Annotated in this window: 23 protein-coding genes and 1 pseudogene; 5 read left to right on the forward strand and 19 right to left on the reverse strand. The window is 70.0% G+C overall.

All coding sequences use genetic code 11. From position 1 onward, the window contains the following. Positions 1 to 611, reverse strand: a 611-nt coding sequence (locus tag AC3A46_RS17475) for a large exoprotein (RefSeq protein WP_487666350.1), incomplete at its 3' end; no start/stop codon positions are given. A 185-nt stretch (positions 612 to 796) separates the two neighbouring features. Between AC3A46_RS17475 and AC3A46_RS17480 the strand changes: the two genes are divergently transcribed. Both AC3A46_RS17480 and AC3A46_RS17485 read left to right on the forward strand, forming a co-directional pair. Further along, on the forward strand, positions 797 to 1,249 hold the full coding sequence (locus AC3A46_RS17480) for a DUF4282 domain-containing protein (RefSeq protein ID WP_487666351.1): 453 nt from the start codon (positions 797 to 799) through the stop codon (positions 1,247 to 1,249). An 80-nt stretch (positions 1,250 to 1,329) separates the two neighbouring features. After that, positions 1,330 to 2,058 (forward strand): GNAT family N-acetyltransferase, encoded by a 729-nt coding sequence (locus tag AC3A46_RS17485; protein ID WP_487666352.1) that lies wholly within the window; start codon positions 1,330 to 1,332, stop codon positions 2,056 to 2,058. 4 nt (positions 2,059 to 2,062) lie between these two features. Here AC3A46_RS17485 and AC3A46_RS17490 read toward each other — a convergent pair whose 3' ends face one another. The 13 genes from AC3A46_RS17490 to prmC form a co-directional block, all read right to left on the reverse strand. After that, positions 2,063 to 2,812 (reverse strand): YaaA family protein, encoded by a 750-nt coding sequence (locus AC3A46_RS17490; protein ID WP_487666353.1) that lies wholly within the window; start codon positions 2,810 to 2,812, stop codon positions 2,063 to 2,065. A 91-nt stretch (positions 2,813 to 2,903) separates the two neighbouring features. Continuing rightward, positions 2,904 to 3,164 carry a F0F1 ATP synthase subunit epsilon gene (locus tag AC3A46_RS17495; RefSeq protein WP_045297537.1) on the reverse strand — a complete coding sequence of 87 codons (261 nt, stop codon included), beginning with the start codon at positions 3,162 to 3,164 and terminating at the stop codon, positions 2,904 to 2,906. A 1-nt stretch (position 3,165) separates the two neighbouring features. After that, positions 3,166 to 4,614 carry a F0F1 ATP synthase subunit beta gene (gene atpD / locus AC3A46_RS17500; RefSeq protein ID WP_487666354.1) on the reverse strand — a complete coding sequence of 483 codons (1,449 nt, stop codon included), beginning with the start codon at positions 4,612 to 4,614 and terminating at the stop codon, positions 3,166 to 3,168. A gap of 39 nt (positions 4,615 to 4,653) precedes the next feature. Continuing rightward, positions 4,654 to 5,550, reverse strand: coding sequence for a F0F1 ATP synthase subunit gamma (locus tag AC3A46_RS17505; RefSeq protein ID WP_056370285.1), 897 nt, complete (start codon positions 5,548 to 5,550; stop codon positions 4,654 to 4,656). 21 nt (positions 5,551 to 5,571) lie between these two features. Further along, positions 5,572 to 7,209, reverse strand: a complete 1,638-nt coding sequence (gene atpA / locus AC3A46_RS17510; RefSeq protein ID WP_487666355.1) for a F0F1 ATP synthase subunit alpha — start codon at positions 7,207 to 7,209, stop codon at positions 5,572 to 5,574. A gap of 60 nt (positions 7,210 to 7,269) precedes the next feature. Beyond that, positions 7,270 to 8,061 (reverse strand): F0F1 ATP synthase subunit delta, encoded by a 792-nt coding sequence (locus tag AC3A46_RS17515; RefSeq protein ID WP_487666356.1) that lies wholly within the window; start codon positions 8,059 to 8,061, stop codon positions 7,270 to 7,272. Further along, positions 8,061 to 8,615 (reverse strand): F0F1 ATP synthase subunit B, encoded by a 555-nt coding sequence (locus AC3A46_RS17520; protein WP_487666357.1) that lies wholly within the window; start codon positions 8,613 to 8,615, stop codon positions 8,061 to 8,063. The genes AC3A46_RS17515 and AC3A46_RS17520 overlap by 1 nt, the downstream gene beginning before the upstream one ends. A gap of 29 nt (positions 8,616 to 8,644) precedes the next feature. After that, positions 8,645 to 8,878, reverse strand: a complete 234-nt coding sequence (gene atpE / locus AC3A46_RS17525; protein WP_109210051.1) for an ATP synthase F0 subunit C — start codon at positions 8,876 to 8,878, stop codon at positions 8,645 to 8,647. Between the two features lie 47 nt (positions 8,879 to 8,925). Continuing rightward, positions 8,926 to 9,687: a F0F1 ATP synthase subunit A gene (gene atpB / locus AC3A46_RS17530; protein WP_487666358.1), complete on the reverse strand. Its 762-nt coding sequence runs from the start codon at positions 9,685 to 9,687 to the stop codon at positions 8,926 to 8,928. Positions 9,688 to 9,885: 198 nt separating this feature from the next. Further along, positions 9,886 to 10,389, reverse strand: a complete 504-nt coding sequence (locus AC3A46_RS17535) for a Cg1360 family ATP-synthase-associated protein (protein ID WP_487666359.1) — start codon at positions 10,387 to 10,389, stop codon at positions 9,886 to 9,888. Next, the gene (locus tag AC3A46_RS17540) at positions 10,386 to 11,594 is read right to left on the reverse strand and encodes an MraY family glycosyltransferase (RefSeq protein ID WP_487666360.1); all 1,209 of its coding nucleotides are present in this window, start codon (positions 11,592 to 11,594) and stop codon (positions 10,386 to 10,388) included. The genes AC3A46_RS17535 and AC3A46_RS17540 overlap by 4 nt, the downstream gene beginning before the upstream one ends. Next, positions 11,591 to 12,340 (reverse strand): L-threonylcarbamoyladenylate synthase, encoded by a 750-nt coding sequence (locus AC3A46_RS17545; protein WP_487666361.1) that lies wholly within the window; start codon positions 12,338 to 12,340, stop codon positions 11,591 to 11,593. The genes AC3A46_RS17540 and AC3A46_RS17545 overlap by 4 nt, the downstream gene beginning before the upstream one ends. A 57-nt stretch (positions 12,341 to 12,397) precedes the next feature. Further along, positions 12,398 to 13,276 carry a peptide chain release factor N(5)-glutamine methyltransferase gene (gene prmC / locus AC3A46_RS17550; protein WP_487666362.1) on the reverse strand — a complete coding sequence of 293 codons (879 nt, stop codon included), beginning with the start codon at positions 13,274 to 13,276 and terminating at the stop codon, positions 12,398 to 12,400. A 148-nt stretch (positions 13,277 to 13,424) separates the two neighbouring features. Here prmC and cysK (AC3A46_RS17555) point away from each other — a divergent pair, with 148 nt between their 5' ends. The 3 genes from cysK (AC3A46_RS17555) (at position 13,425) to epsC (ending at position 15,991) form a co-directional block, all read left to right on the forward strand. Further along, positions 13,425 to 14,363: a cysteine synthase A gene (cysK, locus tag AC3A46_RS17555; protein ID WP_487666363.1), complete on the forward strand. Its 939-nt coding sequence runs from the start codon at positions 13,425 to 13,427 to the stop codon at positions 14,361 to 14,363. Between the two features lie 93 nt (positions 14,364 to 14,456). Then, the gene (gene cysK / locus AC3A46_RS17560) at positions 14,457 to 15,410 is read left to right on the forward strand and encodes a cysteine synthase A (RefSeq protein WP_487666364.1); all 954 of its coding nucleotides are present in this window, start codon (positions 14,457 to 14,459) and stop codon (positions 15,408 to 15,410) included. After that, positions 15,407 to 15,991, forward strand: coding sequence for a serine O-acetyltransferase EpsC (gene epsC, locus AC3A46_RS17565; protein WP_487666365.1), 585 nt, complete (start codon positions 15,407 to 15,409; stop codon positions 15,989 to 15,991). Before cysK (AC3A46_RS17560) ends, epsC begins: the two co-directional genes overlap by 4 nt. A gap of 111 nt (positions 15,992 to 16,102) precedes the next feature. Here epsC and AC3A46_RS17570 read toward each other — a convergent pair whose 3' ends face one another. From AC3A46_RS17570 to rho, 5 genes and pseudogenes are all read right to left on the reverse strand, one after another. After that, on the reverse strand, positions 16,103 to 16,471 hold the full coding sequence (locus AC3A46_RS17570; RefSeq protein ID WP_487666369.1) for a response regulator transcription factor: 369 nt from the start codon (positions 16,469 to 16,471) through the stop codon (positions 16,103 to 16,105). Positions 16,472 to 18,395: 1,924 nt separating this feature from the next. Next, a pseudogene (locus AC3A46_RS17575) lies at positions 18,396 to 18,902 on the reverse strand (ATP-binding protein); the annotation flags it as partial. A gap of 61 nt (positions 18,903 to 18,963) precedes the next feature. Next, positions 18,964 to 19,362: a hypothetical protein gene (locus AC3A46_RS17580; RefSeq protein WP_487666366.1), complete on the reverse strand. Its 399-nt coding sequence runs from the start codon at positions 19,360 to 19,362 to the stop codon at positions 18,964 to 18,966. Positions 19,363 to 19,496: 134 nt separating this feature from the next. Next, the gene (prfA, locus tag AC3A46_RS17585) at positions 19,497 to 20,576 is read right to left on the reverse strand and encodes a peptide chain release factor 1 (protein ID WP_487666367.1); all 1,080 of its coding nucleotides are present in this window, start codon (positions 20,574 to 20,576) and stop codon (positions 19,497 to 19,499) included. Positions 20,577 to 20,579: 3 nt separating this feature from the next. Then, positions 20,580 to 22,071, reverse strand: a 1,492-nt coding sequence (gene rho, locus AC3A46_RS17590; RefSeq protein WP_487666368.1) for a transcription termination factor Rho, incomplete at its 5' end; no start/stop codon positions are given.

Consider the following 22,071-nt stretch of genomic DNA (forward strand, 5'->3'; position numbering starts at 1 on the left):
TAGCCGGCGGGGGGCGCGGGCGGCGGTGTGTACCCGGCGGGCGGCTGGTAGCCGGCGGGGGCACCGTAGCCGGGAGCGGTCGCCGGGTTCGGCGGGTAGCCGCCGGCCGGTGCCTGCGCGGGGATGCCCGACCACACGGTGTTGTCGGCGAGGAAGTTGCCCGCCCACGGGGCTGCGGGGATCGCCGTGTTCCAGCGCGAGCGGTCGAACGCGTTGATGCCGAGCCACACGATCGCGAGGAAGAAATAGAGGATGAGCCAGACGGCTTCCTTCTGCAGCTTCAGGCCCACGCGCCAGGCGGCGAGGAGCGTGTAGACGAAGGCGGCGATCCCGATGAGGGTGCCGAGCACCGGAACCCACCCGAGGACGACGGCGCCGCCCCAGAGGATCAGCAGCCACCACGGGTTGAGATCGCCGAGCTTGACGAAGATCAGCGTGTTGTAGACCGGCACCCATGCACGCCAGCGGCCCTGCACGCCGGCCTTGTCGAAGACCTTCATGAGGAACCACGAGCCGATGACGTATCCGGCGATCGCGAGCAGGAAAAGGAAGGGGGCGAGCACGAGCCAGGCGATGAGCGCCCCGGCCCCGCTGCCGTCGTTGTAATCCATGTGGAGCGACCTCCGAGAGAGTCGGTTCGGGGAACGTCCAAGCGCGCCCACGGAGCCCCTGCTCCGCTCGACACATGCTAGCGACGCTCTCAGCTGCCTGTCAGCATTGGCGCCCCAGATCAAGGGGATGGCCCGCTGACGCGGCGGTGGATACCCTGAGCAGAACTCCCGACCGAAGGGCTGCCATGACCGACCAGAATCCGTCCGCTTCGACTCCTCCCCCGCTGCCTCCGCAGTCCGCAGCCGACGCCGCGCGCGCGGCCGATCCTGACGACACCGGTGTCCCGACGGTCCGCGGCGAGGTCAACGAGGTCGGCCGGGGGTTCTTCTCGGCGCTGTTCGACCTGTCGTTCCGCACCTTCATCACGCGGCGACTGGCGAGCGTGTTCTACTTCGTCGGCCTGATCGCGATCGCGATCGGCTTCATCGTGTACTTCGTGGGCGGCATCATGAGTGCGATCTCGGTGATGTGGCTGAACGTCGGCGCCGGCATCACCGGGCTCGTCGCGACCATCATCGTGGTGCCGGTGGTGACGTTCCTTGCGATCATCCTGCTCAGGTTCATCATCGAGGCGGTCGTCGCCCTCATCGCCATCGCCGAGAACACCGAGCGCACCGCCGAGCACACCGAGCGCTGACCGGGCGGCGTCGCCGCACGTGTTGCGTGCGGTGACGCCGGGCATTTGCGGCGACGGGTCCGCAGGCGCAGAGTGGGCGGGTGTCCGATGCCTCCCTCGCTCGCGTCCTCGATGCCCCGCACGCCGACGCCACGGTGCTCGACAACGCCCCGTGGCACTCGCTCACCGGTCCGCACGCCTCGTTCGCGATCGGCGACGACCTCGTGCGCCGCTACCCGCAAGACGTGGCGCCGTTCGTCGCGGTGCGCTCGTGGGACGAGCCGACGGTGTGGCAGGCGCTCGTCGACCTCGTAGGCCCCGGTGCCGAGATCGGGCTGTCGGGCTACGAGGGCGAAGTGCCGGCGGGATGGGAGGTGGTCGGCCAGGGCGAGGGGGTGCAGCTCGTCGAGACCGACGCACTGCGACCGCAGCCATATCCTGAAGCCGTCCTGCTGGGCGCCGACGACGTTCCGGAGATGCTCGCGATCGTCGAGCGGAATCAGCCCGGTCCGTTCCGGCCGCGCACTTACGAACTCGGACGCTACATCGGCGTCCGCCGCGACGGCCGCCTGGTCGCAATGGCGGGCGAGCGCCTGCATCCCGAGGGGTGGACCGAGATCAGCGCCGTCGCCGTCGACGCCGACCACCGCCGTCAGGGGCTCGCGTCCCGCCTCGTGCTCGACGTAGCCTTCCACATCCAGGAGCGCGGCGACCGCGCTCTGCTGCACGCGGCGGCGTCGAACGTCGGGGCGATCGCGGCGTACGAGCGTCTCGGCTTCGCGCTGCGCCGCCGCAATCGCTTCTCGGCGGTGCGCACGCCGACCGCGTAGCGACTCAGGCGAAGAGCTCGAGTTCGCCGGCTTCGCTCTCGCGCACGCGCATGCCCGCGGCATCCGCCCATGTCAGGAAGGCCGCGGCAGACCCGATTCGCGGGCGATCCTCTGCGAGCCGGCGCACGAGCGCGCCCTTCGCATGCTTGTTGAAGTGGTTGAGGGCGCGCACGGCGCCGTCGGCGCCCTCGCTCACGACCCGCACGTACCGTGAGGCGACGCCGGCCGGTACGGGGCCGAGGCCGACGTAGGCCTCGGAGCGGAGATCGAGCACGAACCGCGGGGCGAGCGCAGCCAGGGCGGCGGTCACATCGGCGCTCCACAGCCTCCGCAGCGGCGGCACGCCGGGAAGAGAAGTGGCGGCGCCGAGACGGTACGCCGGGATCGGATCCAGCGCGCCCACCGGCCCGAACGGGGCCGAGTGCACGAGGACATGGGCTCCCAGCCAGCGACGTCCGGCGGCGGAGACGGATGCTGCATCCAGCGCGTCGAAGAGGACACCGGTGTAGCGGTCGATCGCCGCTATGGTCGGGGCTTCGCGCAGCGCCGCGTTCACGGCGACCTCACCGCGCTGCTGAGGGCCGAGCTTGAGGACGCGTGCGGCGTGCTCCTCATCGGCCGAGAGGGCGACCAGCGCGCTCACGACGGCCTCGCGCTGCGGCGCGAGCTCCGGCAGCGCGAGTCCTGCGGCATCCAGCGGCGCGCGTCTGCCGCCGGTCCGCTTCGTCTCGGACGGGGGCAGCAGGATCAGCATGGCTCTCCGTGGCGGGGCTCGGGGCGGCGTCGCCGGATGAAACAACTCGGCCGATCCCCGAGGGGACCGGCCGAGTGCGAATGATGGTCGATCAGGAGATCAGAGCCGCGTTTCCGGCCACGATCGTGAGGTCGTCGCCCTCCATCGAGAGGAACCCGTCCTGCGCGTTGGCGATGATCTTCGTGCCGGACGTCTCGGTGATGCGCACCTGACCCTCGGCGAGGATCGCGAGCACCGGCTCGTGGCCGGTCATGAACCCGATCTCGCCCTCGACGGTCTTGGCGACGACGAGCGACGCCTCCCCCGACCAGACCTCCGCGTCCGCGGAGACGAGGCTCACCTTGAGCGGCATGTCAGCCGTTCTCCTTCTGGATGCGCGCCCACTGCTCTTCGACGTCGGAGATGCCGCCGACGTTGAAGAACGCCTGCTCGGCGACGTGGTCGAAATCGCCCTTGACGATGGCGTCGAACGACTCGATGGTCTCCTTGATCGGAACCGTCGAACCCTCGACACCGGTGAACTTCTTCGCCATGTAGGTGTTCTGCGAGAGGAACTGCTGGATGCGGCGCGCGCGGGAGACGACGATCTTGTCCTCTTCCGAGAGCTCGTCGACACCGAGGATCGCGATGATCTCCTGCAGCTCCTTGTTCTTCTGGAGGATCTGCTTGACGGCGGTGGCCACCCGGTAGTGGTCCTCGCCGATGTAGCGCGGGTCGAGGATGCGGCTCGTCGACGTCAGCGGGTCGATGGCGGGGTACAGACCCTTCGACGCGATCTCGCGCGACAGCTCGGTGGTCGCGTCGAGGTGCGCGAACGTCGTGGCCGGCGCCGGGTCGGTGTAGTCGTCGGCGGGGACGTAGATCGCCTGGAGCGACGTGATCGAGTGACCGCGCGTCGAGGTGATGCGCTCCTGGAGGACGCCCATCTCGTCGGCGAGGTTCGGCTGGTAGCCCACCGCGGACGGCATGCGGCCGAGCAGCGTGGAGACCTCGGAACCGGCCTGCGTGAAGCGGAAGATGTTGTCGATGAACAGCAGCACGTCCTGCTTCTGCACGTCGCGGAAGTACTCCGCCATCGTCAGGGCCGACAGGGCGACGCGCAGACGAGTCCCCGGCGGCTCGTCCATCTGGCCGAAGACGAGCGCGGTCTTGTCGAAGACGCCCGCCTCCTCCATCTCGCCGATGAGGTCGTTGCCCTCACGGGTGCGCTCGCCGACACCGGCGAACACCGACACACCGCCGTGGTCCTGCGCGACGCGCTGGATCATCTCCTGGATGAGGACGGTCTTGCCGACGCCGGCACCGCCGAACAGGCCGATCTTTCCACCCTGGACGTACGGGGTGAGCAGGTCGATGCTCTTGATGCCGGTCTCGAACATCTCGGTCTTGGACTCGAGCTGGTCGAACGACGGCGCCTTGCGGTGGATGCCCCAGCGCTCGGTGATCTCGATCGTCTCGCCCGGCACGCCGTTCAGGACGTCGCCGGTGACGTTGAACACCTTGCCCTTGGTGACGTCACCGACGGGAACCGTGATGGGGCCGCCGGTGTCGCGCACCTCCTGGCCGCGGACCATGCCGTCCGTCGGCTTCAGCGAGATGGCGCGGACGAGGTCGTCACCGAGGTGCTGAGCGACCTCGAGCGTGATCTCGGACGCGTCGTCGCCGATCACGATCGTCGTCTTCAGCGCGTTGTAGATGTCGGGGATCGAGTCGTGCGGGAACTCGATGTCGACGACGGGGCCGGTGACGCGGGCGACGCGCCCGACGACCGCCGTCTCGGTCTTGTCAGCGGTGAGGCTCATGGCTTCTTCTCTTTCGTGTGGTCTGTCTGCGCAGGAGCGTTACTTGCCCGAGGAAAGGGCGTCGGCTCCGCCGACGATCTCGGCGATCTGCTGCGTGATCTCGGCCTGGCGCGCGTTGTTGCGCAGGCGCGTGTAGTCGGTGATGAGCTTGTCGGCGTTGTCGCTGGCGGACTTCATCGCCTTCTGCGTCGCGGCGTGCTTCGCGGCCGACGACTGCAGGAGGGCGTTGAAGACGCGGCTCTGGATGTACACCGGCAGGAGCGCGTCGAGCACGGTCTCGGCGTCCGGCTCGAACTCGTACAGCGGGTACACCGCTGCCGAGGACGACTCCTCCGCCTCGACGACCTCGAGCGGGAGCAGTCGCACCGTCTCGGGCGACTGCGTCATCATGCTGACGAAGCGGTTGTAGACGAGGTGGATCTCGTCGACGCCGTTCTCCTCGCCACCGCGGTCGTACGCGTCGAGCAGAGTCGCCGCGATCTCCTCCGCCGTGGTGAAGTGCGGGGTGTCGGTGTCGCCCGTCCACTCGGCAGCGCTCTCCATGCGACGGAACTGGAAGTACCCGACGGCCTTGCGGCCGACAAGGTAGAACACCGGCTCCCGGCCCTCCTCGCGCAGCAGCTGCGCGAGCTCGAGGCCCTCTCGGAGGATCTGCGAGTTGAACGCGCCCGCGAGACCGCGGTCGGACGAGAAGATCACGACCGCGGAGCGGCGGATCGTCTCTCGTTCGACGGTCAGCGGGTGGTCGACGTTGGAGTGCGTCGCCACGGCGGAGACGGCACGTGTCACGGCCCGCGCGAAGGGCGACGACGCGCGCACACGCGCCATCGCCTTCTGGATGCGCGAAGCCGCGATGAGTTCCATCGCCTTCGTGATCTTCTTGGTCGTCTGAGCAGAAGAGATCTTCTGCTTGTAGACCCGGAGTTGTGCGCCCATGTCTGCTAGCCCAGGCCCGCCTTAGCGGCGGCCCTTGACGATCTTCTCCTGGTTCACGTCGTCGGCCTGAGCCGCCGCGACCTCTTCGTGGCCGGGCTTGCCGATGGCCTGGCCCTTGCCGGCCTGGAACTCGAGGATGAACTCGTCGGTCTTCTTCGTCAGCTCGGCCACGGTGTCGTCGTCGAGGACGTTGGTGCCGCGCAGCGTGTCGAGGATCGTGGTGTTGCGACGCAGGTAGTCGAGCAGCTCGCGCTCGAATGCCAGCACGTCCTCGACCTCGATCGAGTCGAGCTTGCCGTTGGTGCCGGCCCAGATCGAGACGACCTGCTCCTCCACCGGGTACGGCGAGTACTGCGGCTGCTTGAGCAGCTCGGTCAGACGCGCGCCGCGGGCGAGCTGGCGACGCGAGGCGGCGTCCAGGTCGGAGGCGAACATCGCGAACGCCTCGAGCGAGCGGTACTGGGCGAGCTCGAGCTTGAGCGTGCCGGAGACCTTCTTGATCGACTTGACCTGGGCGTCACCGCCGACTCGCGAGACCGAGATGCCGACGTCGACAGCGGGGCGCTGGTTGGCGTTGAACAGGTCGGACTGGAGGAAGATCTGGCCGTCGGTGATCGAGATCACGTTGGTCGGGATGTACGCCGAGACGTCGTTGGCCTTGGTCTCGATGATCGGAAGACCGGTCATGGAGCCTGCGCCGAGCTCGTCGGACAGCTTCGCGCAACGCTCGAGCAGACGCGAGTGCAGGTAGAAGACGTCACCCGGGTAGGCCTCGCGGCCCGGCGGGCGGCGCAGGAGCAGCGACACGGCGCGGTAGGCCTCGGCCTGCTTCGACAGGTCGTCGAAGATGACGAGGACGTGCTTGCCCTCGTACATCCAGTGCTGGCCGATGGCCGAGCCGGTGTACGGCGCGAGGTACTTGAAGCCGGCCGGGTCCGAGGCGGGGGCCGCGACGATCGTCGTGTACTCCAGCGCGCCGGCGTCCTCGAGGGCGCCCTTCACGGCCGCGATGGTGGAGCCCTTCTGGCCGATCGCGACGTAGATGCAGCGCACCTGCTTGTTGACGTCGCCCGACTCCCAGTTGGCCTTCTGGTTGATGATCGTGTCGATCGCGATGGCCGTCTTGCCGGTCTGGCGGTCGCCGATGATGAGCTGGCGCTGGCCGCGGCCGACCGGGATCATCGCGTCGATGGCCTTGATGCCGGTCTGCAGCGGCTCGTGCACAGACTTGCGCTGCATGACGCCCGGCGCCTGCAGCTCCAGGGCGCGGCGGCCGACGGTGGCGATCTCGCCCAGGCCGTCGATCGGGTTGCCGAGCGGGTCGACGACGCGACCGAGGTAGCCGTCGCCGACGGCCACCGAGAGCACCTCGCCGGTGCGGGTGACCTGCTGGCCGGCCTCGACGCCGGAGAAGTCGCCGAGGACGACGACACCGATCTCGTGCTCGTCGAGGTTGAGGGCGAGGCCCTGCGTGCCGTCGCCGAACGTCACGAGCTCGTTCGCCATGACGCCGGGCAGGCCCTCGACGTGGGCGATGCCGTCCGCGGCGTCGACGACGGTGCCGACCTCGGTGGCCGCAGCCCCGGTGGGCTCGTAAGCGGCGACGAAGTCCTTCAGCGCGTCACGGATGACATCAGGGCTGATAGTGAGATCTGCCATTGTTTTCCTTCGTTCAAGGGGCCTCGGCCCCGAAATCTCCGCGTGAGCGGGAAGTCTGTGTCAGCCGGCGAGCCGCTGACGGAGGTCGGCCAGGCGCGACGACACGCTCGCGTCGATCACGTCGTCCGCGATCTGCACGCGCACACCGCCGACGACGGTCGGGTCCACGATGGTGTTCAGCGAGACCGGCGTCCCGTAGCGCTTGGTGAGCGCGGCCGTGAGGCGCTCGCTCTGCGCGGCGCTGAGCGGGGCCGCCGCCACGACGGTCGCGACCGCGCGGTTGCGCTGGTCGGCGACGAGACGCGTGGCGCGCGCCAGCAGCTGACGCACGCGGCGCTCGCGGGGCTGGCGGATCAGGGAGGACGCGATCAGCGTCGCGCCCGCACTCGCGCGGCCCGCGAGGAGCTTCTCGACGAGCGTGCCTTTCGCGGCGGAGTCACCGAGCCGGCTCCCCAGTGCGAGCTCGAGCTGGGGGTTGTCGGCGACTGCCCGCGAGAACGCGAACAGTTCGGCCTCGACGTCGGCGTTCGCGTCGGCGACAGCGGCAGCACGCACGGCGAGCTCCTCGATGCCGTCGACGAGATCGTCGGACGAGGACCACCGCTCAGCGACGGCGGCCGTCAGCAGCGACGCCGTCGTGGGCTTCACAGCCGTGCCGAACACGTCGGCGACGACCTTGCGGCGGGCCTCGGCCGGCGCGGCGGAGTCGGCGAGCGCGCCGCTCAGCTGCGACGAGTCGCCCACGGCGCGCGCCGCGGCGAACAGCTCGCCGGCCACGTCGAGGTCGACGCCCGACGCGGCGCGCAGCGCCGCGTTCGTCGCCGCCAGGGCCTGAGTGGTCGCGCTGCCCATTACGCCTTGGCCCCTTCGGACTCTTCGAGCTCGGCGAGGAAGCGGTCGACGACGGCCTGGGCCTTCTTGTCGTCGGACAGCGTCTCACCGATCACACCGCCGGCGAGGTCGAGGGCGAGCGTGCCCACCTCGCTGCGCAGCGACACCAGAGCCGTCTGGCGCTCGGCCTCGATCTGCGCGTGCGCGGTCGCGGTCAGGCGCGCGGCCTCCGCCGAAGCGGTCTCCTTGGCCTCGGCGACGATCTTCTTGCCGTCCTCGCGGGCGGCGTCGCGGATCTCACCGGCCTCCTTGCGGGCGTCGGCGAGCTGCGCCGTGTACTCCTCGAGGGCGGCCTCGGCCTTGCGCTGGGCCTCGTCGGCCTTCGCGATGTTGCCCTCGATGGCGGCGGAACGCTCGTCGAGCAGCTTCTTCATCCGGGGAAGGGCGACCTTCCAGAAGATGATGAGGATGACGATGAAGCAGACCGCCGACCAGATGATGTCGTACCACGCGGGCAGCAGAGGATTGTGGGTCTCCCCCTCTTCCGCGGCGTACGCGACAAGAGCGTTCAGCATCCTGTCTCCTTAGGACTGTGTATCGACGATCAGACGAAGATGAAGTAGGTCGCGATGCCGATGAAGGCGAGCGCCTCGGTGAAGGCGATACCGATCCACATGAGCACCTGGAGGCGACCGGCGAGCTCGGGCTGGCGGGCGACGCCCTCGATCGTCTTGCCGACGACGATGCCCACGCCGATGGCCGGGCCGATTGCGGCGAGGCCGTAGCCCATCGTCGCGACGTTGCCGCTGACCTCTGCGAGAACCGTAGTTGCGTCCACGGGGGTGTTTCCTTTCGGTTGTGGGCGGCCTTGCGGCCGTCCCGCTTTCAGTGCTCTTCGGCGACCGCGAGCTGGATGTAGACCGCGGTGAGAAGGGCGAAGACGTAAGCCTGGAGGACGGCCACCAGGATTTCGAACAAGGTGAAGACGAAGCCGAACGCGAGGCTTCCCGCGCCGAGGATGGTCCACCATCCGCCGAGCTCGACCACGAAGAACTGCGTCGCCGCGAAGAACAGGACCAGCAGCAGGTGGCCGACCATCATGTTCATCAGCAGTCGGAGCGTGAGCGTGACCGGACGGATGATGAAGGTCGAGATCAACTCGATCGGCGTCACGATGATGTAGATCGGCCACGGCACGCCCGACGGGAAGAGCGAGTTCTTGAAGAAGTTGCCGGGACTCTTCTTGATGCCGGCGTAGATGAACGTGACGTAGCTCACGATCGCGAGCAGCAGCGGGACCGCGATGATGCTCGTGCCGGCGATGTTCAGGAACGGGATGACTCCCGTGATGTTCATGAACAGCACCATGAAGAAGATCGTGGTGAGGATCGGCAGGAAGCGCTGGGCGTCCTTCTTGCCGAGCAGGTCCTCGCCGATGTTGACGCGGACGAAGTCCAGCCCCATCTCGGTCAGGCTCTGGAAACGACCGGGGACCACGCGCATGCGGCGGGTACCGAGCCAGAAGATGAGCACCACGGCGATCGTCGCGAGGAACTGGATCAGGTGGATGCGCGTGACGGGGATCACCCCGAACGCATTGAAGAGGACCTCGGGGAAGAATTCGTCGATCGACGGCCCGTGGAACACGGGCGGTTCATCCGCGGCAAAGGGGGCGATCAGGGTCGCAGCATGAATAGACAGCGCTGGCTCCAGCTTCGGGGCACCGGTAAGGACCGTTGCGACGATGGTCGGTGAGCGTCACTCCGCAAGTACTCGCTGAGCGAGTTGGGCGGGCGCTCGTTCAGCCTATCAAACTTGTGAGCCCGCTGAATCCGCGCGGTCGCGTCAGGACGCGGTGGACTCGCCGTCCCTGCGGTCGCCCGCATCCGGATCCGTCGGAAGCTCCACATCGCTCACGTGCGGCACCCGCATCCGCATCAGCACGACGACGTCGATCAGAAGCGAAGCCAGGACACTCGCCACCAGCGCGAGGAAGAAGACCGGGCCCACGATCCACGGCTGATCGCGCAGGACGAAGAGCGCGACGAGGAAGACGACGAACTTGAGGATCCAACCGCCCAGCACGATGCCGAAGAAGATCGGCACGTAGAGAGCGTCGCCGTACCACCGGTTCGCGATGAGGATGCTGGCGGCCGTGATCGCGAGGAAGACGGCTGCGATGAGCACGCCGGCCAGCGCGCTCCACAAGCCGTCGGTGCCTGCGACGAGGAAGCCGACGAGCGCGCCCACGACGGCGAGGATCGCGGTGACGGAGCCCGACCACACCAGGACGGTGCGCAGGATCGGGGTGCTGGAGATCGGGGTGCGGGGGTTCGGGGTGGTGCTCATCGGGCGTCCTCCTGTGCGGGCGCGGGATCGGGCTGCGGCTCGGGTTCGGGAGCCGAGGGGGCGGTCGGCGCGGAGACGGGCCGGCGGCGTGAGGGAAGAAGGGTGACGACGAGGCAGGCGGCGACGCCGACGATGCCGTAGAAGACGCCGAAGAGGTAGTCCCCCGGCCACTGCAGGGTCGTGCCGATGTACATCAGCAGCACCGACAGGCTCACCAGCGCCGTCCACGCGTAGAAGATGAGCACGGCGCCGCGATCCGTGTGGCCCATGTCGAGCATGCGGTGGTGCAGGTGCTTGCGGTCGGGTGAGAACGGCGACTTGCCCCTGCTCATGCGTCGCACGACGGCGAGGCCGAAGTCCAGCAGCGGCAGCAGGACGACGACGACCGGCAAGAGGATCGGGATGAACGCACCGAGGAGCTGCGAGCGGCCGAACGCGTCGTTGTCGGCGATCATCGCAGGGTCGAAGTTGCCGGTGATCGAGATCGCCGAGCACGCCATCAGAAGGCCCAGCATGAGCGCGCCGGCATCTCCCATGAACAGGCGCGCGGGGCTCCAGTTCAGCGGGAGGAAGCCGATGCACGCGCCGATGAGGACGGCGGCGATGAGCGAGGACAGCGTGAAGTACGTGCTCGAGCCGATGTCGCGGAACACCATGTAGGAGTAGGCGAAGAAGACGCCGTTCGCGATGAGGCACACGCCCGCGACGAGGCCGTCGAGGCCGTCGATGAAGTTCACCGCGTTCATGACGACGACGATCGAGAACACCGTGAGGGTGAAGCTCGCCCAGCTCGAGAAGATCGTCATGCCGCCCAGCGGCAGCGTGTAGATCTGGAGCTGCCCGAACCACGCGATCACGCCGGCGGCGAGGAACTGCGCGCCGAGCTTGATCATCCAGTCGAGATCCCACAGGTCGTCGAGCACGCCGACGACGACGATGAGCGCGGTCGCGCCGAGCAGTGCGTACATCTGCTGGGGCTGCGCCCAGACGATGGAGAAATAGGGATGCTGCGACGACACCGCGAACGCCGCCAGCACGCCGAGGAACATCGCGATGCCGCCGAGGCGCGGTGTGGGGGTCTTGTGGACGTCGCGCTCCCGGATGCCGGGGTACAGCTTGTATCTGAGGCTGATCCGCCACACCGCCCACGACAGGACGAAGGTGACGGCCGCCGTGAGGAGGATCGTGAAGACGTACTGCTTCACGAGCGGTCGGGTTCCGCCGCCTCGTGCGCCGCAGCCTCGTCGGTCGGAGCATCCGCGGCGGCGGCGTCGGGCTCGGCGCCCGGGTCGGGCTCGAGGAGGTCGCCCAGCACGTCGCGCAGCTGCTCGCGGCTGACCGCGCCCTCACGCAGCACGCGCACCTGCGGCTCGTCGCCGACGACGAGGCTGGTCGCATCGATGATCGTCGAGGGGATGCCGGTCTTGGACGGTCCGTCGCCGAGGTAGACGGCGACGCTGTCCTTCAGCATCCCTTCGGCGTCCTCGGCGGTGATGCCGGCCGCCATGCCGGTGAGGTTGGCGCTCGAGACAGCGAGCGGACCGGTCTCTTCGAGGAGCTCGAGGGCGATGCGGTGTGCCGGCATGCGCACGGCGACGGTGCCGCGGGTCTCGCCGAGATCCCACGACAGCGACGGCTGCGACGGCAGCACGATGGTCAGGCCACCCGGCCAGTACGCCTCCACGAGGCGTTCGACCGGCTCGGGGACCTCCGCCACGAGCGCGCGCAGCGTCGTGAGTCCTGCGACGAGAACGGGCGGCGGGGACTGGCGTCCGCGCCCCTTGGCCGCCAGCAGGCGCGCGACGGCGGCGTGGTCGAAGGCGTCGGCGGCGACGCCGTAGACGGTGTCGGTGGGGATGACGACGAGCTCGCCGCGGCCGATGGCCTGGCGCGCCTGGCGCATGCCGGTGAGCAGCTGCGCCTCGTCTCGGCAGTCGTAGATGGGGGACATGTCAGAGGAAGTCTAGTTGCGCGGTCCCGGACGAACGCTCCGAGCCCGGGACGGTGATCAGGGATGCAGGGCGGTGGTCGCGCGGTCGCGCATCGTGAGGTCGGGGTGGGTCGCGGCGGCACGCCAGCCGTCGGCCTCGAGGATCCCGCGGATCGCCTCGCCCTGCCACTCGCCGTGCTCGATCACGATCATCCCGCCGGGGTGCGCGAGACGCAGGCCCACCCCGCTCAGCACGCGGACGACGTCGAGGCCGTCCTCTCCCCCGTACAGCGCCGCGGGCGGGTCGAAGAAGCGGACTTCCGGATCGCGCGGGATCGCGGCATCCGGAACATACGGAGGATTGGATGCCACCACCGAGACGGTGCCGTCGAGCTCACCGAAGGCGTGGGCGAGGTCGATGAAGGCGAGCGTCGCGTTGTCGGCGCCGACGTGCGCGAAGTTCTCCTTCGTCCACACGAAGGCATCGACCGAGTTCTCGGCGGCGTAGACGCGCGCGTGCGGCACCTCGGTCGCCATGGCGAGGGCGATCGCGCCGCTGCCGGTGCCGAGATCCACCGCGATGGGAGACGCGGATGCTGCGGCCCGCAGCGCGTCGATCGCCAGCTGCGCGACGACCTCTGTCTCTGGACGCGGCACGAACACGCCGGGGCCGACCCGCAGCTCCAGGTGGCGGAAAGGCGCCGTCCCGACGATGTGCTGCAGCGGCTCGCGGGTGGCGCGGCGGGCGACCAGCTCGTCGAGGCGGGAGGCGTCGGCGGCGGTGAGGCGATCGCCGCGGATCGCGGCCGCCTGCACTCCCCCGCGCCCGGAGCCGAGCAGGAAGGCGGCGAGCAGCTCGGTGTCGACGGACGGATCGGCGATGCCGACCTCGGCCAGACGCGCGGCGGCGCGGCGGAGGGCATCGGAGAGCAGGGGGGATTCGTCGGGAGAGGCCATGACCGCATCCACTTTAGGCCCGGCTCCGTGCGAGGCGCGCAGGAGGGTACCGCGTGCGCGCCACCCTTTCGTCACAGAAGGACTCATGGAAAACACCGCCCCCTAGGCTGGTGCTCGATTCAGCCGAGAACCCGCGAAAGGTCCCGACATGACCGGCATCCATCCCGACATCACGTCCGCATTCGGCAACACGCCGCTGGTGCGCCTGAACCGCGTCACGAACGGCGCCGGCGCAAACATCCTGGCGAAGCTCGAGTTCTACAACCCCGCCTCGAGCGTGAAGGACCGCCTGGGAATCGCGATCGTCGATGCTGCGGAGGCCTCGGGCGAGTTGAAGCCGGGCGGCACGATCGTCGAGGCGACCAGTGGCAACACCGGCATCGCACTGGCGATGGTCGGTGCGGCGCGCGGCTACCGCGTGGTCCTCGCAATGCCCTCGTCGATGTCGATCGAGCGCCGCCTCCTGCTGAAGGCCTACGGCGCAGAGCTCGAGCTCACCGACCCCGCCGGCGGCATGAAGGGTGCGATCGCGAAGGCCGAGGAGCTCGTCGCCGCCATTCCCGGCGCGATCCTCGCCCGCCAGTTCGAGAACCAGGCGAACGTGGAGATCCACCGCAAGACCACCGCGGAGGAGATCATCCGCGACACCGACGGCCAGATCGACTACTTCGTCGCCGGCATCGGCACAGGCGGCACGATCACCGGCGTCGGCCAGGTGCTCAAGGAGCGCGTGCCCGGCGCCAAGGTCGTCGCCGTGGAGCCGGCCGACTCGCCGCTGCTCACGAAGGGCACGCCCGGACCCCACAAGATCCAGGGCATCGGGCCGAACTTCATCCCGGCCATCCTCGACCAGGGCGTCATCGACGAGGTCATCGACGTCGAGTTCCCCGACGCGATCTCGACGGCACGCGCCGTCGGCGCGCAGGACGGCATCCTGGTCGGCATCTCGTCGGGTGCGGCGATCTGGGCGGCGCTGCAGGTGGCTGCACGCCCCGAGGCCGCCGGCAAGAACATCGTCGTCATCGTGCCTTCGTTCGGCGAGCGGTACCTGTCGACCGCGCTCTACGAGGATCTGCGCGAAGATTGAGTCGTCACGACGGCGCGCCGGCCACCCCGCCTCCGATCGGGCGCCGGCGCGCCGTCGACGTCTTCGTGCACCGCTGATCCGAGGGAGTTCCACGTGCCCGGCATCCATTCCGACATCACCGCCGCCTTCGGCGAGACGCCGCTCGTGCGGCTCAACGCGCTCACGCAGGGCCTGGGCGCGGAGGTGCTCGCGAAGCTCGAGTTCTACAACCCGGGCTCCTCGGTCAAGGACCGCCTCGGCTACGCGCTCGTCGAAGCCGCCGAGGCCGCGGGAGAGCTGCTCCCCGGCGGCACGATCGTGGAGTCCACGAGCGGCAACACCGGCATCTCGCTCGCGCTGATCGGCGCCGCGCGCGGCTACCGCGTCATCCTGACGATGCCCGCCTCGATGTCGAAGGAGCGCCGCACCCTCTTGAAGGCCTTCGGCGCCGAGCTCGTGCTCACCGACCCGTACAAGGGCATGACCGAGGCCGTCGAGACGGCCCGGCGGATCGTCGCCGAGACTCCCGGGGCCATCCTCGCGCGCCAGTTCGAGCACGAGGCGAATGCGGCGATCCACCGCAAGACCACCGCCGAGGAGATCTGGCGCGACACCGAGGGCCGCGTGGACTGGTTCGTCGCAGGTTCGGGCACGGGCGGCACGATCACCGGCGTCGGTCAGGTGCTCAAGGAGCGCAACCCGGACGTCAAGATCGTCCTCGTCGAGCCGAAGGACTCCCCCGTTCTGACGGAGGGCCGCGCCGGCGGGCACCGCATCCAGGGCATCGGACCGAACTTCGTCCCCGAGGTTCTCGACCGCTCGGTCGTCGACGAGATCTTCGACGTGGAGTTCGATGACGCGATCACGGTCGCGCGCGAACTCGCCACGCGCGAGGGCATCCTCGCCGGGATGTCGGCCGGTGCCGCCGTGTGGGCGGCGCTCCAGATCGCGGCGCGCCCCGAGGCCGCCGGGCAGCGCATCGTCGTGATCGTGCCCGACTCCGGCGAGCGATACCTGTCGACCGCTCTGTACGAGCACCTGCGCGAGCCGGAGGCCCAGACCAAATGACCGACGAACGCATCGGATTCTTCGCCCGCGCCCGAGAGGACGTCGCCGCGGCGAAGCTGCGTGACCCCGCGGCGCGCGGCGGCCTCGAGATCGCCGTGCTGTACCCCGGTCTGCACGCGATCTGGGCGCACCGCGTGTGGCACGCCCTGTGGACGCGGGACTTCCGCTTCATCGCGCGCGCCGGCTCGCAGATCACCCGGTGGCTCACCGGGATCGAGATCCACCCCGGTGCCACGATCGGCCGTCGCTTCTTCATCGACCACGGCATGGGCGTCGTGGTCGGAGAGACCGCCGAGGTCGGCGACGACGTCATGCTCTACCACGGCGTCACGCTCGGCGGCCGCCAGCGCGAGGGCGGCAAGCGCCACCCCACGATCGAGGACGGCGTCGCCGTCGGCGCGGGCGCCAAGATCCTCGGCCCGATCACGATCGGCGCCGGATCCGTCGTCGGCGCGAACGCGGTCGTCACCAAGGACGCGCCCGCCGACAGCGTGCTGGTCGGCGTGCCCGCGAAGCCGCGCGCCCGCCGCGTCGGCGACGACACCCGTGCCCTGCTGACGACGCCCGAGTACCACATCTGACGCCGGATCGAGGCTGAGCAGGCGAGGAGCGAGCCGTATCGGAACCCGGCCACGCAGGATGACGGATGCCGCGGCGCACGGCTTCCCGAAGAGCACCGGGTCCGGCCGGCTCTACGCGGCGCTGCGACGGTAGATCGCGGCCGCTGCCGTGCGGGACGACGCATCGAGCTTGCGCAGGATCGCCGACACGTGCACCGAGACCGTCTTGACGCTGATGTAGAGCCGTTGCGCGATCTGCCCGTTGCTGAGCCCTTCGGCGACCAGCGCGAGCACCTGCTCCTCGCGGGCGGTCAACAGTGAGCGCGACGCGTCGCCCGTGAGTCCGGCATCCGTCAGCAGCGCGTTCGCGCGCGGCGAGGCCGTCCGCACCGAGTTCCCCGGCGTACGACACCGCCGCGGTGAGCGCCTCGCGGGCGCCGGCGCGGTCGCCCTCCGCCAGCAGCGCCTCGCCGTGCCGCACGCGCGCGTACGCGCGGACATAGGCGGGTGCGATCGCGTCGATCGCGGCGGTCCACGGTCCTTCGCCGAGCTCGGCGGCGAAGACCGCCGCCCACAGCGGGGTCACCGGCCAGGCGTCGAATCCGGCGAGCACCGCTCGGTACGGCTCGATGTCGGCATCCTCACCGCCTGCGCGGAGCATCGCGACCGCCCTGGCCGCGATCGCGGTCAGCGGCAGCGCGAGCACGCCGCCGGCGGGCGTCTCCCACGCCAGGCGCGCGTGCGAGAGCGCTTCGTGCGCGTCTCCGCGGGCGAGCGCCAGCTCGCCGAGGTCGTACGCCATGCCGAAGCGGGTCTGGAACTCGTACGCGCCGAACGTGTCGAGCTCCAGACGGGCGGCGTCCAGGGCCGCCTCGGCGCCGTCGATACGCCCGCGCCAGATCGCCAGGCACACCAGCCGCTCGCGCAGGAAGGCGGAGTAGAGGCCCGGCTCGAGCATCGGGAGCAGACCGCCGAGCTCCTCGGCCTCCCGCAGCCGGCCCGCGTAGATGTGCGCCTCGATCATGTTGGCCTCGATCATCACGAGCGGGCCGAGGTCGGCCACGTGGGTGCGGCCGTACTCCTGCCCCTCCCGCGCCAGGGCGACGGCGTCCTCGTAGCGGCCGATCAGCATGAGGGTGTTCGAGTAGTTGATGTAGAACCGCATCATCGCGCGGACGAAGCCTTCCGCGTGCGCACGCGCCTCCTCGAAGAGGCTCACGCCGTCCGGGTCGCCGACGCTGGCGCGACACGTCGCGGCGATGAGCAGCGCCTGCGCGAGGATCTCGCGTGCGGCGGGGTCTCCCGCGGCAGCGGCAGCCTCGGCGGTCGCCCGCGCCTGCGCGGCGACCTCCGCGCCGAGTCCCTGGCGCCCGTTGAGCATGTGCACGCGCGCGGAGCTGAGCAGGAGACCCGCGCGCTGCATCTCGTGCCGCGGGTCGTCGCCCAGGATCGACAGCGCCTGCTCGATGCTCTCGACCCCGTCCGACACCCCCGCCTGGAACTCGATCGTCGCGAGGTCGCCGAGCATCTCGGCGCGCCCCACCACGTCGCCCTCGGGCCACAGGGCGACTGCTTCCTGTGCGAACGCAAGGGCTCGGTCGTTCCGGTTCGCCGACACGAGGGCGGCAGAGGTGCGTCGCAGCACCTCGGCGCGCGGCATCCCGCAGATCCCCTCGGGATCGGGGACCGATTCCCACAGCTCGAGCACCCGCTCCCCCGCCTCTGCCGCCGTCGACCACGCCGAGGCGGCGCTCGCGGCACGCTGCGCCGCCACCCCCGCGGCCAGCGCGCGGTCGGGCACGCGCGCCGCGCGCCAGTGGTGGGCGATGTCCGCGAGGACCCGGGCCGTGGGCGCCGCGTTCTCGAGTGCCACCGCGTAGGCGGTGTGCAGACGCGTCCGCTCGGTCGGGAGGAGCTCCGCGTAGACCGCCTCCTGCATGAGCGCGTGACGGAACGCGTACGCGTCGTCGCGGATCACGACGACCTGCGCGTCGACGGCGCTGCGCACGGCGTCCTCGAGGGCGGCCTCGTCCCCGTCGAAGACGTCGCGGAGCACGGGATGCGCCACCTCGACCCCTCCGGTCGCCAGCACGCGCGTGAAACGGCGCGCCTCGGCATCCAATCGCTCGTAGCGCAGGAGGAGGACGTCGCGCAGTGATACCGGCAGGCGCGCGCCCGAGAAGCTCGCGAGCTCTTCGACGTAGAACGGGATGCCGTCGCTGCGGGCGGCGATGTCGTTCAGCACGCCGGCCGCGAGCGTGTCGCCGTGCACCGCGTTGGCGAGCGCGCCGACCTCCGCGGGGCTGAGGCGAGCGAGTGGCCGGTGCGTCAGCAGGCGCGCCCGGTCGAGCTCGGCGAGCACCGGACGCAGTGGATGGGCCCGCCCGACGTCGTCGGTGCGGTACGACAGCAGCACGAACAGCGGCAGCGCGGCCGCGCGGCGGACCAGCCGCGCCGCGATGTCGCACGTCGTGCTGTCGGCCCAGTGGAGGTCCTCGATGATGACGACCAGCCGGTGCGTGCGCGCCAGCTGCGAGAACAGCTCGACGACGACATCGGCCAGACGCTCGGCGTCGCCGGCGCGGTCGGCGAGCGCCGGCACGAGCACGCCGAGCGCGTCGGCGCCGGGACCGGCGGCCTCGCGCACCGCCTGCACGCCCAGCGCGTCGACGAGGTCGCGCAGGAGGTCGGAGATCGCGGTCAGCGGTGCGGGGCCGGAGCCGGAGTCGACGCAGGCTCCCCGGACGACGACCACGTCGGTGAGGCTGTCGGCGAAGTCCCGGAGCAGGCGCGTCTTGCCCATCCCGGCGTCACCGGACACGACGACGGCGCGGCCCTGCGCACCCACGGCGTCGACCTCTTCGCGCAACGCGTCGAGGTCCGCCTGGCGGCCGACGAGAGGCACCCGGCCGATCTGCATACCGCCCATCATCCCACCAGACGCGTGGCTGAAACGGCCCCGCGGGATCGGGAGGAATCCCCGTCTGCGGGCGTCAGCCGCGGCGGTCCTGCACGTTCTTCTTGATGAACAGCGGCGGCAGCAGCCAGGTCGCGAGCGCGGTCACCAGCCACACGACGAGCGTTCCGATGATCCAGGCGACCGGGCCGTCGATGCCGATGCCCGCCGCGGGGATGAGCACCGCGATGAGCAGGGCCACGAACGTCGAGAGCAGTCCGATGCCCCCGATCAGCGCGTTGGCGTGACGCCGCGTGATCTTGAGCAGCCACGGCGCGAGCACGCTCTGCAGCACGGCGAAGATCACGACGGCGAGGAGGATCCCCCACCAGTCGTCCCAGTGCAGGGAGAAGCCCGGCAGGACGAGGTCGGCCACGATGAGGCCGAGCGCCGCCGACACCAGGAAGATGAGAGCGCGGAGGAGCAGCGTGAGCACGCTCGAAGCCTAGCGGCGCAGCATCCGGGGTCCGCCGACCGCCACGGATGCCGAGACCGGGGATCCGCGCCGAGACCGAGGACTGGGCGCGCACGCCCTGTCACAGCGCGCACGCCCTGTCACAGCGCGGAGGGTCAGTCGTCGGAGCCGAGGGCCGCGAGACGGGCCTCCTCGTCGGCGGTGATCGCCGACTCGATGAGGGGCTCGAGAGCGCCGTCCATCACCTGGTCGAGGTTGTAGGCCTTGTAGCCGGTGCGGTGGTCGGCGATGCGGTTCTCGGGGAAGTTGTACGTGCGGATGCGCTCGGACCGGTCCATGCCGCGGATCTGCGACTTGCGGGCGTCGGATGCCGCGGCCTCGAGCTCCTCCTGCTGCTTGGCGAGCAGGCGCGCCCGGAGCACGCGCATGCCCGCCTCACGGTTCTGCAGCTGCGACTTCTCGTTCTGCATCGACACCACGATCCCCGTGGGCAGGTGGGTGATGCGCACCGCGGAGTCCGTCGTGTTCACCGACTGGCCGCCAGGACCCGACGAACGGAAGACGTCGATCTTCAGGTCGTTCGGGTCGATGTGGATCTCTTCGGGCTCGTCGACCTCGGGGAACACCAGCACACCGGTCGTCGACGTGTGGATGCGCCCCTGCGACTCGGTCGCCGGCACACGCTGCACGCGGTGCACGCCGCCCTCGTACTTGAGGTGCGCCCACACGCCCTGCGCCGGATCGGAGGAGGAGCCCTTGATCGCGATCTGGACGTCCTTGTACCCGCCGAGGTCGGACTCGTTGCGCTCGAGCAGCTCGGTCTTCCAGCCCTTCGACGCCGCGTACTGCAGGTACATGCGCAGGAGGTCGGCCGCGAACAGCGCCGATTCGGCACCGCCCTCGCCCTGCTTGATCTCCATGATCACGTCGCGCGCGTCGTCGGGGTCGCGCGGGATCAGCAGGCGTCGCAGGCGCTCCTGCGCCTCGGCCAGCCCGGCCTCGAGGACCGGCACCTCCTCCGCGAACGCGTCGTCCTCGCGGGCGAGCTCGCGGGCGGCATCCAGATCATCGGATGCCGCCACCCAGTCCTCGTGGGCCTTCACGATGCGCGACAGCTCGGCGTAGCGCCGGTTCACCCGCTTGGCGCGCGCAGCATCGGCGTGCACCGCGGGGTCGGAGAGCTCCTCCTGGACCGCGCGGTGCTCGTCGATCAGTCCCTTGACGGACTCGAACACGGCTCAGCGGATGCTGTTGTCGTGATCGTGGCTGCGGCCGCCGCCGTGCCCGTTGGCGGGCGCCGGGATCGACTTCTGCATCTGCACCAGGAACTCGACGTTCGACTGCGTCTCCTTGAGCTTGCCGAGCACGACCTCGAGGGCCTGCTGGGGCTCGAGGCCGGCCAGCGCGCGGCGGAGCTTCCAGGTGATCTTGACCTCGTCGGGCGAGAGCAGCATCTCTTCGCGGCGCGTGGACGACGCGTTGACGTCGACCGCCGGGAAGATGCGCTTGTCGGCGAGCTGGCGGTTCAGGCGCAGCTCGCTGTTGCCGGTGCCCTTGAACTCCTCGAAGATCACGTCGTCCATCTTGGAGCCGGTCTCGACGAGGGCCGTCGCGAGGATCGTGAGCGATCCGCCGTTCTCGATGTTGCGCGCGGCGCCGAAGAAGCGCTTGGGCGGGTACAGCGCCGACGCGTCGACGCCACCGGTGAGCACGCGGCCCGAGGTCGGCGCCGAGATGTTGTAGGCGCGGCCGAGGCGCGTGATCGAGTCGAGCAGCACCACGACGTCGCGGCCGAGCTCCACGAGGCGCTTGGCCCGCTCGATGGCGAGCTCGGCGACCGTGGTGTGGTCCTCGGCAGGGCGGTCGAAGGTCGAGGCGATGACCTCGCCCTTCACCGTGCGCTGCATGTCGGTGACCTCTTCGGGGCGCTCGTCGACGAGGACGACCATGAGGTGCACCTCGGGGTTGTTGATCGAGATCGCGTTGGCGATCTGCTGCAGCACGATGGTCTTGCCCGCCTTCGGGGGCGCGACGATGAGGCCGCGCTGGCCCTTGCCGATGGGCGCGACGAGGTCGATGATGCGCTGCGTCAGCTTCTCGGGCGCGGTCTCGAGGCGCAGGCGCTCCTGCGGGTAGAGCGGCGTCAGCTTGCCGAACTCGACACGCGCGGCAGCGTCGTCCACCGACAGGCCGTTGATCGCGTCGACCTTGACCAGCGCGTTGTACTTCTGGCGGCTGGACTGCTCGCCCTCGCGCGGCTGCTTGATCGAGCCGACGACCGCGTCGCCCTTGCGCAGGTTGTACTTCTTGACCTGACCGAGCGACACGTAGACGTCGCTCGGGCCGGGCAGGTAGCCGGAGGTGCGCACGAACGCGTAGTTGTCGAGCACGTCGAGGATGCCCGCGATCGGGATGAGGACGTCGTCCTCGCCGATCTCGGTCTCGAACTCATCGCCGCCGGCGGCGACCTGCGTGCCACGGCGCTTGTTGCGCTGGCGGCCGCGGCCGTTGCCCTGGGCCGGCTGCTCGTCGTCCTGCGGGTCGGCCTTCGCCGGCTCCGCGACGGGCTGGGCGTTCTGGTTCTGGCCGCCCTGCGCGTTCTGGCCCTGCGCGTTCTGGCCCTGTGCGGCCTGGCCGGCCTGGGCGTTCTGGTTCTGCGCGTTGCGGTTGCGGCTGCGGCTGCGGCTGCGGCTGCGGCTGCGCGACGGCGCCTCGGCGCCCTCGCCCTCG

The sequence above is a fragment of the Microbacterium sp. Soil_C_42 genome, from assembly GCF_057656735.1.

Coding starts and splice junctions, on each gene's coding strand:
- AC3A46_RS17520 (WP_487666357.1), bottom strand. CDS start 8,615: ATGCTGAACGCTCTTGTCGCGTACGCCGCGGAAGAGGGGGAGACCCAC.
- AC3A46_RS17535 (WP_487666359.1), bottom strand. CDS start 10,389: ATGAGCACCACCCCGAACCCCCGCACCCCGATCTCCAGCACCCCGATC.
- cysK (WP_487666363.1), top strand. CDS start 13,425: ATGACCGGCATCCATCCCGACATCACGTCCGCATTCGGCAACACGCCG.
- AC3A46_RS17480 (WP_487666351.1), top strand. CDS start 797: ATGACCGACCAGAATCCGTCCGCTTCGACTCCTCCCCCGCTGCCTCCG.
- AC3A46_RS17570 (WP_487666369.1), bottom strand. CDS start 16,471: ATGTCCGCGCGTACGCGCGCGTGCGGCACGGCGAGGCGCTGCTGGCGG.
- AC3A46_RS17505 (WP_056370285.1), bottom strand. CDS start 5,550: ATGGGCGCACAACTCCGGGTCTACAAGCAGAAGATCTCTTCTGCTCAG.
- atpD (WP_487666354.1), bottom strand. CDS start 4,614: ATGAGCCTCACCGCTGACAAGACCGAGACGGCGGTCGTCGGGCGCGTC.
- prmC (WP_487666362.1), bottom strand. CDS start 13,276: ATGGCCTCTCCCGACGAATCCCCCCTGCTCTCCGATGCCCTCCGCCGC.
- AC3A46_RS17490 (WP_487666353.1), bottom strand. CDS start 2,812: ATGCTGATCCTGCTGCCCCCGTCCGAGACGAAGCGGACCGGCGGCAGA.
- AC3A46_RS17495 (WP_045297537.1), bottom strand. CDS start 3,164: ATGCCGCTCAAGGTGAGCCTCGTCTCCGCGGACGCGGAGGTCTGGTCG.
- AC3A46_RS17545 (WP_487666361.1), bottom strand. CDS start 12,340: ATGTCCCCCATCTACGACTGCCGAGACGAGGCGCAGCTGCTCACCGGC.
- atpA (WP_487666355.1), bottom strand. CDS start 7,209: ATGGCAGATCTCACTATCAGCCCTGATGTCATCCGTGACGCGCTGAAG.
- AC3A46_RS17515 (WP_487666356.1), bottom strand. CDS start 8,061: ATGGGCAGCGCGACCACTCAGGCCCTGGCGGCGACGAACGCGGCGCTG.
- epsC (WP_487666365.1), top strand. CDS start 15,407: ATGACCGACGAACGCATCGGATTCTTCGCCCGCGCCCGAGAGGACGTC.